The 13805-nt window shown below is 58.1% G+C and carries 16 protein-coding genes; 3 read left to right on the forward strand and 13 right to left on the reverse strand.

What is annotated here, in order from left to right:
* The first annotated feature begins 373 nt into the window (after nt 1-373).
* Together WC811_RS07270 and WC811_RS07275 are read left to right on the forward strand one after the other, a co-directional pair.
* Complete coding sequence (locus WC811_RS07270; RefSeq protein WP_372642506.1) at nt 374-781, forward strand: EF-hand domain-containing protein; 408 nt, start codon at nt 374-376, stop codon at nt 779-781.
* 213 nt (nt 782-994) lie between these two features.
* On the forward strand, nt 995-1378 hold the full coding sequence (locus tag WC811_RS07275; RefSeq protein ID WP_372642508.1) for a hypothetical protein: 384 nt from the start codon (nt 995-997) through the stop codon (nt 1376-1378).
* A 20-nt stretch (nt 1379-1398) separates the two neighbouring features.
* On the opposite strand, the gene WC811_RS07280 is transcribed toward WC811_RS07275, so the two are convergent.
* The 13 genes from WC811_RS07280 to WC811_RS07340 form a co-directional block, all read right to left on the reverse strand.
* Nucleotides 1399-1686, reverse strand: a complete 288-nt coding sequence (locus WC811_RS07280) for a hypothetical protein (RefSeq protein WP_372642510.1) — start codon at nt 1684-1686, stop codon at nt 1399-1401.
* A 28-nt stretch (nt 1687-1714) separates the two neighbouring features.
* Complete coding sequence (locus tag WC811_RS07285; protein WP_372642512.1) at nt 1715-2680, reverse strand: YncE family protein; 966 nt, start codon at nt 2678-2680, stop codon at nt 1715-1717.
* Entirely contained in the window at nt 2677-3210 is a 534-nt protein-coding gene (locus tag WC811_RS07290) for an SRPBCC family protein (protein WP_372642514.1), read from the reverse strand. Before WC811_RS07290 ends, WC811_RS07285 begins: the two co-directional genes overlap by 4 nt.
* On the reverse strand, nt 3200-4225 hold the full coding sequence (locus WC811_RS07295) for a vWA domain-containing protein (protein ID WP_372642516.1): 1026 nt from the start codon (nt 4223-4225) through the stop codon (nt 3200-3202). The genes WC811_RS07290 and WC811_RS07295 overlap by 11 nt, the downstream gene beginning before the upstream one ends.
* A complete protein-coding gene (locus WC811_RS07300; RefSeq protein WP_372642518.1) occupies nt 4222-4803 on the reverse strand; it encodes a hypothetical protein in 582 nt (193 codons plus the stop codon). Before WC811_RS07300 ends, WC811_RS07295 begins: the two co-directional genes overlap by 4 nt.
* The gene (locus WC811_RS07305; protein ID WP_372642520.1) at nt 4793-5797 is read right to left on the reverse strand and encodes a VWA domain-containing protein; all 1005 of its coding nucleotides are present in this window, start codon (nt 5795-5797) and stop codon (nt 4793-4795) included. Before WC811_RS07305 ends, WC811_RS07300 begins: the two co-directional genes overlap by 11 nt.
* Complete coding sequence (locus WC811_RS07310) at nt 5794-6768, reverse strand: nonribosomal peptide synthetase MxaA (RefSeq protein WP_372642522.1); 975 nt, start codon at nt 6766-6768, stop codon at nt 5794-5796. The genes WC811_RS07305 and WC811_RS07310 overlap by 4 nt, the downstream gene beginning before the upstream one ends.
* The gene (locus WC811_RS07315; protein WP_372642524.1) at nt 6768-7625 is read right to left on the reverse strand and encodes a DUF58 domain-containing protein; all 858 of its coding nucleotides are present in this window, start codon (nt 7623-7625) and stop codon (nt 6768-6770) included. The genes WC811_RS07310 and WC811_RS07315 overlap by 1 nt, the downstream gene beginning before the upstream one ends.
* Nucleotides 7622-8680: an AAA family ATPase gene (locus WC811_RS07320; protein WP_372642526.1), complete on the reverse strand. Its 1059-nt coding sequence runs from the start codon at nt 8678-8680 to the stop codon at nt 7622-7624. Before WC811_RS07320 ends, WC811_RS07315 begins: the two co-directional genes overlap by 4 nt.
* A gap of 169 nt (nt 8681-8849) precedes the next feature.
* Nucleotides 8850-9149: a methanol dehydrogenase [cytochrome c] subunit gene (locus WC811_RS07325; RefSeq protein ID WP_372642528.1), complete on the reverse strand. Its 300-nt coding sequence runs from the start codon at nt 9147-9149 to the stop codon at nt 8850-8852.
* 101 nt (nt 9150-9250) lie between these two features.
* Complete coding sequence (gene moxG / locus WC811_RS07330) at nt 9251-9835, reverse strand: cytochrome c(L), periplasmic (protein ID WP_372642530.1); 585 nt, start codon at nt 9833-9835, stop codon at nt 9251-9253.
* Nucleotides 9836-9894: 59 nt separating this feature from the next.
* The gene (gene moxJ / locus WC811_RS07335; RefSeq protein WP_372642532.1) at nt 9895-10878 is read right to left on the reverse strand and encodes a methanol oxidation system protein MoxJ; all 984 of its coding nucleotides are present in this window, start codon (nt 10876-10878) and stop codon (nt 9895-9897) included.
* 159 nt (nt 10879-11037) lie between these two features.
* Complete coding sequence (locus WC811_RS07340; protein WP_372643697.1) at nt 11038-12897, reverse strand: methanol/ethanol family PQQ-dependent dehydrogenase; 1860 nt, start codon at nt 12895-12897, stop codon at nt 11038-11040.
* A 406-nt stretch (nt 12898-13303) separates the two neighbouring features.
* Here WC811_RS07340 and WC811_RS07345 point away from each other — a divergent pair, with 406 nt between their 5' ends.
* On the forward strand, nt 13304-13804 hold the full coding sequence (locus tag WC811_RS07345) for a hypothetical protein (protein WP_372642535.1): 501 nt from the start codon (nt 13304-13306) through the stop codon (nt 13802-13804).
* The last annotated feature ends 1 nt before the right edge of the window (nt 13805 follow it).

Genomic DNA, 13805 nt, shown 5'->3' on the forward strand with positions numbered 1-13805 from the left:
AGGCCAAATTTCAATAATGCTATAGTGCCTCGCGCCTCGCAAAAGCTGAAATGCCATTGGTGTTCGGATTCGATAGCGAGATGCTATGGCAGACGGCCGAAATGACTGCTCCTGGGGGGCGCGGACATCGACAGAGATGGTGCGCATCGCCCTCGAGATGAAGCTGATTTGATGCTGATCGCAGCGGTCGACAGCTGGACATCCGCCCGGGAATAAATTCCTGAAATCTATTCCAATTTATCACCTTAATACGGGAAATAGTCCTCTGATAGCGTGCTCCATGTGGCGCGCTTCGGGAAATGATCTCGATAATTTAAGAACTGACTTCCAAACGGGGAAGCAATTCGCGCGGCCCATAGAGGAGATTTTCGATATGAAATTTAGACTCTTGAGCGTCGCGGCTTTGCTGGCGGTCGCCGGTTTTGCGTTCTTTCATCCCGCAAAACCGGTGTTGGCGGCTTCGGCCTCGCTGACAGCGCTCGACCCCGACAACGACGGAACCGCCGATATTGCGGAAGCGAAAGCCGCGGCGGCAAAGGTTTTCACCAAGCTCGATCCGGATAAGGACGGAACGCTCGACGCCAAGGAGCTTTCGGGCCGCGTCGACGAGGCTGGTCTCAAGGCGGCGGACCCCGATAACGACGGTACGCTTGATGCGAAAGAGTACGAGACGATCGTCGAGGCCCGCTTCAAGGCCGCCGACCCCGACAACGACGGTACGCTCGATGACGCTGAACTCGCGACGGATGCGGGGAAATCTTTCCTGCTAGTCGTCGAGTAAAATTCCTTGGCTGCCTGGCCGTATGCAAGTCGCGGCCGGGCAGCCCTTTCATCTGTGTGCTTGCCCGGGATTTCGCGACGCATGTGACCTCATCGCCATTGAGGTCTGCCGACTCTTCCTTCACGCTAAAAGAAATTGAGAAAAAGGGTCGGAGGCGCGCTCGGGGTTTGGGTTCACGCAGGTTGTGAACCGTTTAGCCTTTGGAGACGTTCGATGCCTTTCATCAGCCTTCCTCGAATAGCTCTTCTTCTTACGTCCGTTGCGCTTTGCTCATCGGCGCCCGCGCGCTCCGATGATCCGGTCAGGGTGTCGGGATACTTCTGTGGCGCCAAGCATGAGCAGGTTGCGTTTCTGCAGCGTGAGGCGGAAGGCGATGCCGAAGAGATCGCGGCGAACGTCGTCAACAAGGTCGTTGGAAAGCAGACGTGTGCTTACTTTCTCCCCGCAAACGCCATCCCGGTGAAAGACGAAACCGTTCTGAGCAACGGGCTCGTCTACAAGGTTCAGAGCTTCATCTTCCTGCCGGAGAAAGTCGAGCGCTGGACGGGCACGTATTTCGGTTCGATGCAGTCGACCAGGACTTTCAGCGAACTATAACGATCGTCGGCTTCGCTTGATTACAGATCGCGCTTCTGCGGGTCGTCGGGTAGTTTGCCGTCGGGAAGGCACGGCCTTGCAGATGCCTTGCATCTGAATGTTCCGGATGGGCCGGGATCGCAGCTGAGGGATTTGTCCTTCGCCCGGTCCCAGACCTGGTAGCCTTCGCCAAGTGCGCCCGCACGAGATGACCACCACGTCGTTGCGGCGGTTTTGGCCTCGGCCTCGGTTGTGCCAGTCGCGATGCCGCTTTTGACGGTTGCCGCGCAAAACGTATCGGCGCGACCGTCGCTCGTCGCGCTAAACATCCAGATCGCGGCCGCCACGATAGCGAAATTAGTGCGCCGTAGTGTCGACGAGAACCATGCGCGGGCCTTCTGGACATTTGATTTTTTTGATCTCGGTTTTGGTTTGGAGATCGAGGACCGAAACGCTCCCTGAAAACCAATTTGCGACATATGCTTTTCTCCCGTTTCTTAGCGCCGCGACGCCTTCGGGGTAACGCCCGACCTTGATTTCTCCGCGCGGCTCATGCGTCCGCGCGTCGAAGATCGAAACCGTTCCGCCGTGCTGGTTTGAAACCAATATCTCTGAATTATCGGGTGTGATGGTGACGCCGTAAGGCATCTTGCCGGTCGCGGGCGACGACACGATCCGCAACATGTCGGTATCGACGATGGAGAGTGTCGCGGCCTGAACATTGGCGACGACGAGTTGCTTGTCGTCGGGGCTCAACGACAGCGCAAACGGGGCGCGGCCGACGGCAATCTCAGTCAAAATCTTCAGACCCCTGGTGTCGATAACGGCGACAGTGTTCGACTCGCGATCGGCGACGTAGACGCGGGTTCCGTCGCGCGTCGCGACGAGATGCGCGGGCGAACGGCCGACTGAAAGCGTTGTCTCGATCACGCCTGTCGTCTCATTGACGATGGAAATCCGGTTCGCGCTCCAGTCGCTGATGAACAATCGGCCGGCGTTATCGGACGTGATGCCGAACGGCTGCCCTCCGATTTTCAACATCGACCGGACGACGCGGCGTTCGAGATCGACGACCGCGATCTCACCTGCGTCGGGAAGCGTCGCGAATGCCTTGCGAGACGCTGAGTCGATGGTGAAGGCGGCCGGTTTGCCGGTGATCGCGATCTTCGCCGCTATCTCGTCGGTGTCGGTGTCGATGACTGAGAGGATGCCGTCATCCTGACTGAGAACGTAAATATTCTGCAAGGAGGCCATTGCCATTGCGCTTCGCAACGCAATGACAATGGCGCTCAAGAGGACAGCGACGGGAAGACGTGTCCTCATTTACCTTCGACTTTTGCCTTGAGCCCCGCGAGGCCATCTTTGATGAAAGCCGTGGAGGCCTTCACCGCTGCTTCGTCATTCTTATCGTCGGTCGGCTCGTTTCCCGTATCGAAGCGATAGAGGCGAGAAATCCATTCCACCTCACTGCCGCCGGGGGCGGGTTGCACGGTGATCGCATCGGAATACGAACTGACGGGAAGCGCAGCCAAGTCCCCGTCTTGAAGTCGATAATCGATCTCCATCGCCTTATCGTCGATAACGTCGAGGCTATCGATGAGTTTACCGCCGGACTTGAGCCTCAGTGTCCGTGTTGTTTCGTTCCCGGTGCCTTCGACTTTGATGTTCGTGACGGCGGGATGCCAAGACCCGATGGATGCGAAATCCTTCACGACTTTCCAGACGTCAGCCGGAGGTGCTGCGATCGTAATCTTTTCGTCGACTTTTTGCGGCGTCGGGCCGTGCGCCCAGGCCGTGCCCGAGCAAGAGAGGATGGCGGCGAGGACGAGAAGCGGCCGTAACTTAATTGCCATAAACCAAGGCTCCTTTAGCGTGGGACGTGAAAGGGATTTTCGAAAGGCGCCGCATATTCAGAGCCGGCATCGTCTCGAACAGCGAAAGCGCGTAGAGCGTCAATAGCGAGACCAGCGCGAGAAGCGCCGGCACGTAAGCCATGTTTGTATCGATGGGTACGAGCCTCGGCTCGGTCGCGGCCAGAAGGCTCGGCGCCACGGAGCTGACGTTTTGAAGCCCGGCGTAGTGAAGCCCGGTGCGGCGCGCAAGATCTTCGAGGTGCGCGGTCTTGACCGAAGAAAGCTGCTCGTCACCGCTCGCGACCGCTGCACCGAAAGGCGCGTTGCGCGGATTATAGCCTTCGCGCGTTTCAGCATCCTTCGGCGCCGGGCCGATGCGATTGTCCTGCGGTACGTCGGTTTCGCCGTAGACCCCGACCTGTCGTCCTTCGTCATCGTACTTCGGGATCGGCGTTTTTTCGCTGCCGCCGACACCGACAATCAGTCCTTTGACGACTCCCGGCTTACCATCGAAGTCGGGAATGCCGCTGAAGGGAAGCGGCGGCGCTTCATGGCCGTCGGTCATGAAGATCAGATCGGATTTCAGGCTCGACGCGATGTCAATCGCGGAATAAAGCCCCTTTGCGATGTAGCTGTCACCCTCCCATGCCATTCGCCAGTCGAGTCCGGAAATGGCGCCTTCAAGGGCGTCGTAGTTATCGCAGATCTCGACGGGATCGAAGAGCAGGAAGGAAATGCGCTCGGTGAAAACACCAAGCCCGAGTCGAGATTCACACGGTACATCCTGCATGAGATTGGTGAGCGCGGTCTTGGCGGCTTCGAGGCGGTTCTGCGATCCGCGCGGGTTTCCCATGTCGCGCGTGTTCATGCTGCCCGTGATATCGACGACAGCAAGAACGTCGGCGATCCGCTGATTGCGTACGAGATGGAACCCGATAATCGCAGCAATCGCCAGACCTAGGGCTGCGAGGAGCAACGCCATTCTGCGGTCAAACGTGATACCGAGGGCGGTCATGGCAACCCCTTCGGGACGCCAGGCAGGTCAGTCCATAATTTCTTCGGTGCGTCGGGAGAGGTCGTCTCGGGATTGTCCGCTTGGGGAAGGTCGCGCACGACGCGCATGGCTACATCGATGTTGTGACGGGCATCCCAATTTTCGGGATCGAGGTGCAACGCGAGCCGGTATTCGGATTTCGCTAGATTGACTAGCGCGGCAGCGCTGTCGAGATCGCCTTTACGCACAGCTTCACCAGCCAAAAGCGTTCTGGCGTTCGCGATGTTATAGAGTGCTGCGCCACGCACATTGGCCGGCAAGCTCACTTCCGCGGTGCTGAGGGCAGCCTGTGCGTCATCGATATGATCGCGCCGGATGGATTCGTTGATCCGCGCGAGGATTTCCTGCGGGTCCGCCTGGCGGACGTCGATTGGGATGTCGTGACGTGAGACAAGTTCACGAATGTTGCGATTGGCGCGTTCGGTGCGGAAGAAATCGTCGGCGGCATAGCCAAACCACACGGCGCTTGCCGCGGCGAGAAGCCAAAGAATCCTCCGTCTCTGGTCCGCGAGAAGCGAGAACAGTTGCTCAATGTGCATGGGCGCCTCGCACTTCGGATCTAAGGGTCCGCGAGCAGAGCTTTGCAGCGAGCAGAAGCGCCAAAGCGAATGCCGCAATTGCATAAGCCCAGCGCGACATGTCGTATTGAGGGGTACGTTCGGTATAGATGATCGGCGTCTGTTCAAGTTTACCGATGTCGTCAATTGCGGCTTTTACCGCCTGCGCGTTCTCCGCCTCATAGGCATGATAGGGAACGCGCAAACTCTCAAAGAACTTGTTGAGGTGGCGTTCGGGAAGCGCTTGCGGCGTATCTTCGGCATCCGAAGGCGGCGTCGCGAACATGCTGTTCGAGCCCTCGGAGCGCAAATAGAGGAAATAGAGATGCACGGGGCGGCGCGCGAAATCCATTCTCAGACTTTCCTGTACGCGTCGTCCGATCACGGCCACGCCATCCGAGACGAGCACGATGGCGCGAGATCCGGGCAAAACGTCCTCGTCGATCATGCTCAATCCCATACCGAGACCGCGACCGACGTCGGTAAAGGCCAGCCCCGGGCGGTCGATGGCGTTGATGGCGTCAAGCACTATGCCCTTATGGTCGGTGATCGGGACGACAGGCATCGGCGCTGTCGAGAACGCCGCGACACCGAAGCGGTCGTGTGTGCGCTCGAGGATAAAATCTTTGAGGAGCCGCTTGGCCGCGGACGATTTCGATTCTTCAGCGCCGCTCGGCTGCCGGCCAGCGAACGTATCGTTCATGCTTGCCGAGCGATCGATCAGCAAAACGATGTGGGCTCCCTGGCCAAAGCGTTCGATCGTGCGTTCGCGAAACGCGATGCCGGAAAGTCCGAGGATCAGGCCCGCGGTCGCTATAACGCCCGCGATCCGCAAAGCCCAAGTGATGGCCTGCGAAAGACGGTCGGAGGGAAGCGACGCGAGCGATGGATATCCTTCCTGCTGCTGCGTCCCGAGAAAGAATGGCACGAGCATCAGCGGCAGCAGATACAAGCCAATCGGATTCGTAAAAATCATGCGGCCGCTCGTTCTTCTCGCGCGAGATCGCCGGCGAGCTTCCGGACGTTCTCGATCGGAAAATGCTCTTCGGCCGCTCTGCGGTCATCGGAGAAGAAATAGAGGCGGGAGCTATCGAAGAAGATTTTGAGCCGCGAGGAGAGTCCGGCGAATCGACGATGCTCCTCGGTGAACCGGGTAGCGTCCTCGGCAAAGAGGCGACGGCCGGCGGCTTCGTCGAAGGCGCGATGCAGGATCAAGAGCGCTTCGCGATACGTCGGATCTCCCATGCCATAGGACAGCAGATCCCGGATCTGACGGTCGGCTTGTGTGAACGGACGCCCCGTCCGCTTTTTGAACGGCCAGATCGCATAGTGCCAAAGCAGCAAGAGCCCGCAGATGAGAAGCGAGACGCCGGAAATTGCGAGCACACTTTCCTTTGGCGCCGTCGCCAGTTCGTGTGCGGGGGCGTCGGGCCGCAAAATGTCGGAAAGCTCTTTCGTCTTGTCCGGCATCAGGTCGGTCAGCACGAGGTTGCGGAGCGGCGCAATCGTTAGGGCAAGCGCAGGTATAGAGGCCGAATATTTCGCGGCCGGATCGGCGGGTTCGTCGGATGCGGTCGCGTCGGAGGCAACGCTGTTCGGATTCTTGAATTTCAGCGGTAACGCCGGGATATTGAGACCTGTCGCTTCGATGGCGGAATAGAAAATTTGATACTTAAGCTTGATGTCGTAGATCTTGCGGCCGTTTTCCTCACGTTCGCTGTGATCGATCGCAATAAGGTCCAGCCAATAGGTGAGGGCGCCCGGGCGCGGAAGCGCCGCGGTGAAAAGCTCCGTATTGCCGCTGGTGATCACCTCTACGTCGCGCTCGAGCGTATCGCCGATAAAATATCCGAATGTCCGTGGCTCGTAGACGTTGACCGCGTCGATGGCCGCCGCTGCTGGGCGGACACTTAAAAGCAAGATTGCAGCCATCCACCAGCCGCGCATCAGGCCGCTCCGTAGAGAAGGTAAGCGGTCAGCTGCATCCAATCGACGGAATTTCGAACGGTGAACATCTCACGCGAATTCGCATCGAGAACGCGCGTGATGCGGGCGCGTCGTTCGCTACGGAGCGTGAGCCATTGCGCCTTGAGGGACGGCCGCATCGCGACGAGGCGGTGCCCCCCGCTTTCGAGATCGCGCAAATTGAGAAGACCCCAACTCGGCAAGTCTTCGAGCTCAAGGCTGTCGCGGATCTCGATTGGAACCACGTCATGGAAAGCGAGCGCGTCGGCGGCCGCCTGCGCAACGCTTTCAGGCCAGAGGAAGTCCGATATGATAAAGACAAGCTTACGCGATCCGGCAATCGCGCCACCGGCTTCAGCGATGCCTTCGGCGCCCTTACGTTCAGTCGTTGCGTGGCGGAGCCGCTCGACCGCATCCAATTGCGCGGCGCGCGACAGGGTTTTCCAAAGGACGAGATCGCGCCGAAGGGTGCTGTCGAAAGGCAAAAGCGCGAAGGTGTCGCCTGTCCGCCCCGCGCAGATGGCTAGAGCTTCCGCAAGATCGGCCGCGACAGAAATTTTATTGCAACGACCCTCGAAAGCCATTGATGCGGACACGTCGACGAGAACGACAACGTCGATGGAACTCGGCTGCTCGGCGCGGCGAACCAGAAGTCTTTCGAACGGATCGCTGAGAGATGCGCGGATCGCGATGCGCCGCGGATCGGGGAAGGAAGTAAGGGGGACGATGTCCCGAAAGAGCCCGCTACTGCCCGAGAGATAGCTTCTATGCGCGCCGATGCGGACGCCGCTTGTGCGCCAGGGAATGGCGTAAGCGAGATCGCGCGCCGCCTCGTTCATGGCGCCGGTACCTTTGAAAAGACCCCGCTGATGAGCGATCGAACGATCTCGTCTCGGCGAAGCTCGTACACGGGTGCAAGAAAGATTCGATGCGCCATGCATTCTTCGAAGGTTTCGCGGATGTCTTCTGGAACGACCATCTCGCGGCCGGAAAGCCAAGCCTGCACACGCGCCGCGCGGATGAGATAGCTCATGCCTCGCGGGCTGGCGCCGCCTGCAACGAGGCGCGAAACATCGACGCCGGGAACCGGGATGCCGGCCTTGTCTGGCTCGCGGATAGCGCTCCAGAGATTGAGGACATATTTTTCGAGAACAGGACTGACGATGATCGTGCTTTGAACGACTTTGGCGAGTGCGTTGAGGCGACGATGATCGATCACACTCTCCTTGATGGATCCGATCAGCGCATCGACGTCGTGAAATCTCGTTTCGAAGACGAGATCGCGTCGTGCGGCATCGCTTGTCGGTGTCGAGATCCCGACCTCCATCAGGAAGCGATCGCGCGCGGCGGCGGGCAACTCGAATGTTTCTTCGCGCTCGATGCGGTTGCGGTCGGCGAAGACCAGCAGGTTTGGAAAAAAGTACTCTTTGTTGAAGGCGCTAATGCTGCGCTCGGCCATCAACCTTAGAAGAAGCGAGTGGACCTGGGGGCGGGCACGATTGATCTCGTTGAAGAAGAAGACGGACAGATCGGTGCCGTGGCGGAGGACGGGGCCGGGATCAACTCGCGGTTTGCCTTCCTCATTGAGGAAGGTGTGATAAATCATATCCGATGGCATCAAGTCGATTGTGCCTTCGATACGTTCGTAGGAACCGCCAAGAGCGCGTGCGACGGCTCGCAAAAGGGTCGTCTTGCCGACGCCGACATCACCTTCGAGAAGGACGTGACCGCGCGCAAAGACCGCGATTGTCAAAAGACGGATGGCGCGTTCCTGTCCGATGACGGCCTTGGAAATTTCGCGTTCGAAAGCCTGGGCGTTTTTTCGCCAAGTCTCAAGATCGATGGGTTCGGGCCCATCGGCAGAAGATTGGTTCTCAAGCGTTGGGCTATTCATTATTCTTGTTTTCCAAGCGTATCGCATTCCAGCCGGCCGAACAGCTGGGCGCTAGTCTTTGCTCGAACGAAAGGGGGGTGCTGTTTGTGCAGCACCCCAGAAGCCTCGGAGCGAAAGCAATTTCGTTCTGCAAGCGTAGCAAGATCCGAGGAAGTTTTTTTTGGCCGGACTACTCGATCTTCGAAACGTCGTAGACCCACTTGCCGGTCTTCTTGAAGTTTTCAGCACGCTGTGCGTTGCGCGCTTCCATGGCCTTCATCGACTCGCCCTGCTTTGCGAGCTGCTTTGGGTCATGCTTGGGGTCATACTTCGAGCCCGCGATTTTGGCCGGGAAACCAGGCTTCGGCTCCCAGCAGTTGCCCGGGGCCTGGCAATGCGTACCGTCGTAGGCCATGGCCGCGGGGGCCATCCCGCCAGCGAGACCGGCAAATGCAATTCCGGCAACGAGCGTGAGTGAAAGGTTCTTCATAGGCATTCCTCCATTTTTTTACTCGTCTTCGAACGGTCCGATCCGTTCTTGTTGTTCCGTACCAGCCATTTCCCGTAAGGCGGACCTTATCGGGCGATGAGCTAGTTGCCGGAAATCTTGCACTGCTCCTTTGCAGCGGCGGCGCGTCCCGTTTTTTCCCATTCTTCGATGTTGAACGGCTTGAACGCTTTCTTCTGCTCAGGCGTGAACCACTCGGCGTCTTTGACGTCGTCTTTCTGCATGTGTCTGATCCACGCGATGACATGCATGATGTCATCGAGAGTGAGGTCTTGTCCGTGCGGCCCCATCATGCCGGCGGCACCGCCGAAGATCGTCTCGAACATGCCCTTGTCGGTTCCGTTCTTAGGATAGGTCCAATAGCTATCGTTGAGACCGGGCCCGACTTTCCCTTCGCCGATATGGCCGTGACAGCCGGAGCAGGACTCGAGATAAATCTCCTCCCCCTTCGGCAGACAACCTGGGACCTCGACATAAGTGTCAACGCCCGTTTCCATGAACTTCTTGACTGCTGGCGTATCGCGCCCTTCCTTGGGCGAAGTGCTGTCGATATCGAGCGGATCTCCAGTGATTGTATTTCTGAAATCAAGCCCATCAGCATGAGCAATCTTCCCGCCTGCGATCATTGCCGAGACAGCGAATGCCGCTGCCAGAACTCCAAATTTCATCTGCAATTTCTCTTCTACTTTCTCTTCTGACTGAACCGGCGTTTGCGGGCTTTGCGCCTCTACGTCGGCGGTTGCGGCGCCTCGAAGGGTATTCCTTCGTCCTTCAGAGCCGCGTCGATTTTCTCCTGCACCTTCGGCAGCGCAGTGTTGATTGCCGCCATCAAGTCCTTGTCGTCTTTGCGTACTGCAAACGACTGGTCGAAATGGTGGGGAACAGGCACGCCGTCGGCGCGAACGTTGTTGTCGGGAATGACGATCAGCTTCAGGGCATCGTTGGCCTTGACGTAGCGAGCCACTTCAGGCGCGAACCCAATCGCGAGATCCGACTTCTTCTCGGCGACTTCCCCGACCATGCGCTCGGGGGGGACGCGCGTGTAAGAATTTCGCTTGTCCTTGAAGTTCGTCAGCGACGAGACGTAATTGATGTTGTCGTTATAGAGATCGAGCTTCGTGATCATGACTTCCGCGGGCGTTCCCTGCACGAAGCCGATCGGATGCGCCTTCAGCAGATCGGGGCTGTCCCAGCTATCGATCTTAAGCGGCGAGTCCTTGCGCTGAATGAAAACATACGCCGCCCGATAATAGGGCTTCGATGTCAGCACCCGAGGATCGCCTGTGTCCGTTCCGATGATGACGTCGCACAGGTTCTTGTCGAGCTGATCGCGGACAGCGTAGATCGCCGGCTTATCCGACCAGACGAACTGAACTTTTCGGCCTATGCCGTCTGCAAGAATTTCTCCGATTTTGTTTTCAAATCCGGATTTGTCGTCGGCGGAATAGGGCAATTCTTTTGCCGCCGCGCAAACGCGCAGAACCGATGGGTCCGCAGCCGTTTTGACGGCATTGTTTTCATCCGACTTGGATGGGTTCGAGACGGCAAGGGCAAGAAGCGACACGCCGACGGCGGCTGCGATCTGCCAGAAGCGCGACGCTGCTTCTCTGGAGCCGGTGGTTTCGAGTTCTGGAGCCATGGTTTGAACAAGGCCTTTCAAATCGGTATGGCGGTTGGCCGCCGATGTCGTCGCGCGGATTGAACCGCTCATCCAAGAAATCGAATGCAGTGCTCGCGAAGCAGATAGCCGCCGTTGTGAAGCTAAAGAACGACTACCGCCGCGCGGCCCGGATCCATCCGGATGCCGAGAGAGATATAGAGTGTTGCGGCATCAGCAGTTTTTGCCGATGCCGCAACCCAGAGCTGGTTATCAGCCCTTCTCGAACTCGCCGACGTTGACGTCGTCGTAGGGGTTCTTGCCGTCAAGCGAGAACACTTCGACGCTGCCGCCCATCTGAGTGAAGTTCTGCAGTCTCTTGAAAGCGCCGACCGCACCCAGACCCGCCGTCGGATCGTTGAGGTCGAACACGAGACCGACGCCCGGCCAGCCACCAACACCCGACATGATCGCAATGTACTGGATGCCATTGTGCTCATACGTCATCGGGTAGCCGATCACGCCCGACGGCAGCTTGTGCTTCCAAAGCAGTTCGCCCGTATCCGAGTTGCGTGCTTTGATGAAGCCATCAAGCGTACCGTAGAACACGAGGTTGCCCGCGGTTGCCATCGTGCCGCCCCACACAGAGAACTTCTCCATGTGTTCCCACTTATACTTGCCAGTGATGGCGTTGTAGGCCTTGATCTGACCGAGACCGAGGAAGTTCTGACGGTCGCCTTTCGGACCAGGGTACATCCACAACGTTGCGCCAACGAAGAACTGGCCTGCGCGGTAGGGAAGCATAAATGGCTCCCAGTCCATGCAGATGTGGTTGATGCCCATGAAGAACAACTGCTTCGTGGGATCGTAGGAGTCGTGGCCCTGGTTATGATAACCCATGGCCGACGGGCAGACTTCAGTCGCCTTGTGATCCATACGCGTTCCGTATTCCGGATCGCGGACAGGAAGGCCCGTCTTCAGATCGACGGTCTTGAAGACGTTGACCGTATCATCGAGCTTGTTCGCCGAGATAAGATCACCGTTCTCACGGTCGAGCGTGTAGACGATGCCATTACGATCAGGATGCGTCAGGAGCTTGCGATCCTTGCCGTCCTTGTCCTTCTGCTCGGAGAGCATCATGACGTTAACGCCAGCGAAATCCCACTCGTCGTGAGGCGTCTTCTGGTAACCGAACTTCAGTTCGCCAGTGTCAGCATCGCGAGCCATGATCGTCATGGTCCACTTGTTGTCGCCGGGACGCATCGTTTCGTTCCACGGAGCCGGGTTACCCGATCCGTAGTAGATGAGGTTCACAGCCGGATCATAAGCGTACCAGCCCCAGTTGGTGCCGCCGCCAATCTTCCAAGCGTCGCCTTCCCAGGTCGCGAGGCCGAGGCCCTTCTGACCATAGTGAGGGTTAGCTTTGTTGAAGTCGTCGCCGATGCCGATTTCGTTGTCGGGACCGGTTGCGTATTTGCGCCAGACCTGTTCGCCGGTCTTGATGTTGTAGGCGGTTGTGTAGCCGCGGACACCGAGCTCAGCGCCCGACGAACCGACGATCGCAAGGTCCTTCACGACGTAAGGGGCCTGGGTTTCGGTCTGGCCAACCTTGATGTCGGCGTTCTCGACTTTCCAGAATTCTTCGCCGGTCTTGGCGTTGAGCGCCACGAGATGACCGTCAAGCTGCGTCTTGATGATCAACGGCGGAACCTTCCCATCACCCGGCCAGTAAGCGAGACCGCGGTTCACAAGATCGCAGCACGCGACGGAGCGAGCGGCCGGATCCTGCTTCGGGCTGTGCTGCCAAAGAATATGGCCCGGATCGTTCAGGTCGAGAGCAAACGTCTTGTTGGGGAATGACGTGTGGACGTACATAATTCCGTCGACGACGAGGGGAGCGCCTTCATGGCCATGCAATTCGCCCGTCGAGAATGACCAAGCGTGCTTCAATTGCTTAACGTTTTCGGCGTTGATCTGATCGTCTTCGCTGTAGTTGTTCGAGTCGTAATTACGGCCCGGCATCACCCAGTTGTCTTTGCTTTTCGACAGCTCGATCAGCTTGTCATTTGCGTAAGCGCTGGTTGCGGCGCCGAGCTGCATAGCGGCAGCTATCGCCATGCAGGACGCCGACATCAGCATTGAGGTGCCAACGACTTTTTTCATGCCCATTTAACCTCGCGTTTCCTAAACCCAGCTTTTTCTTTTTCGGCCGAAAGCGGTCTCCCCGGAAAACCGGAGGAGGTCCTTAGTCGCCCCCGACCATCTGAGGCACGAGCGGATCACGGGTAGACGGTTAAATCCCGCTGCCGCTCTTAGATGCGTACCGTGCGTTCGGATCGCTGGTCGTCCGATGGTTGCGCAATCAGCACGGGCCGGACCGTAACGATGTAACTTTGCGAGGTCTTCAGATTGATCGGCAAATTGGGCCGGGAACTTTTGGCAAAGAAGACTGCAGATGTTGTCCTGGAAGTCTCGGAGGGGGTCTGCCATAGCTGGTGGAAACCGGCTTAAAAGCTCTCAAAGAGTGCAAATAATCGTGATGCAAAAGCTCTTATTCGTCTTTGCTCTGTCCATTCTGCTTGGGGCCGCTCTAAACGGATGCGGCGATGCGCAACCACAGCAAAAGCACGCTGAGCAACGCTCCGGTCTGACCAAAGTCGGCGCGATCAGTTGGTTGACTCCGCAGGATGACGTGAGGCCGGAGGTCTGGTTGATTGAACATGAAACGACTGCCGGCTCGAAGCCATCGACCGGAGATGCCGGTGAGGTGCACCGCTCACTCGTTGCTGCGTCCGAGAAGTTTCACGACACGCCTCGCATGATCGCAAATCGCGCGGTGCAGCTTGAGCGAATGCTCAAGGAAGAAGGCGGTGATGAAACAGCAATCGTCTTGATCAGCCGGCTGAATGGAGCGGTAGCACCCGGCCGGATCGAGAGCTTCGGCGCTGCAGGGCAACAATACTACAATATGCGCAAGGCCGGCTTTACCGGTGAGCAGGCCATCGACGCGCTCTCCAAGCGGTACGGTTCACCGAGTTAAA

Origin of the sequence: Hyphomicrobium sp., from assembly GCF_041659645.1 — a bacterium.
GTDB lineage: Bacteria > Pseudomonadota > Alphaproteobacteria > Rhizobiales > Hyphomicrobiaceae > Hyphomicrobium_B.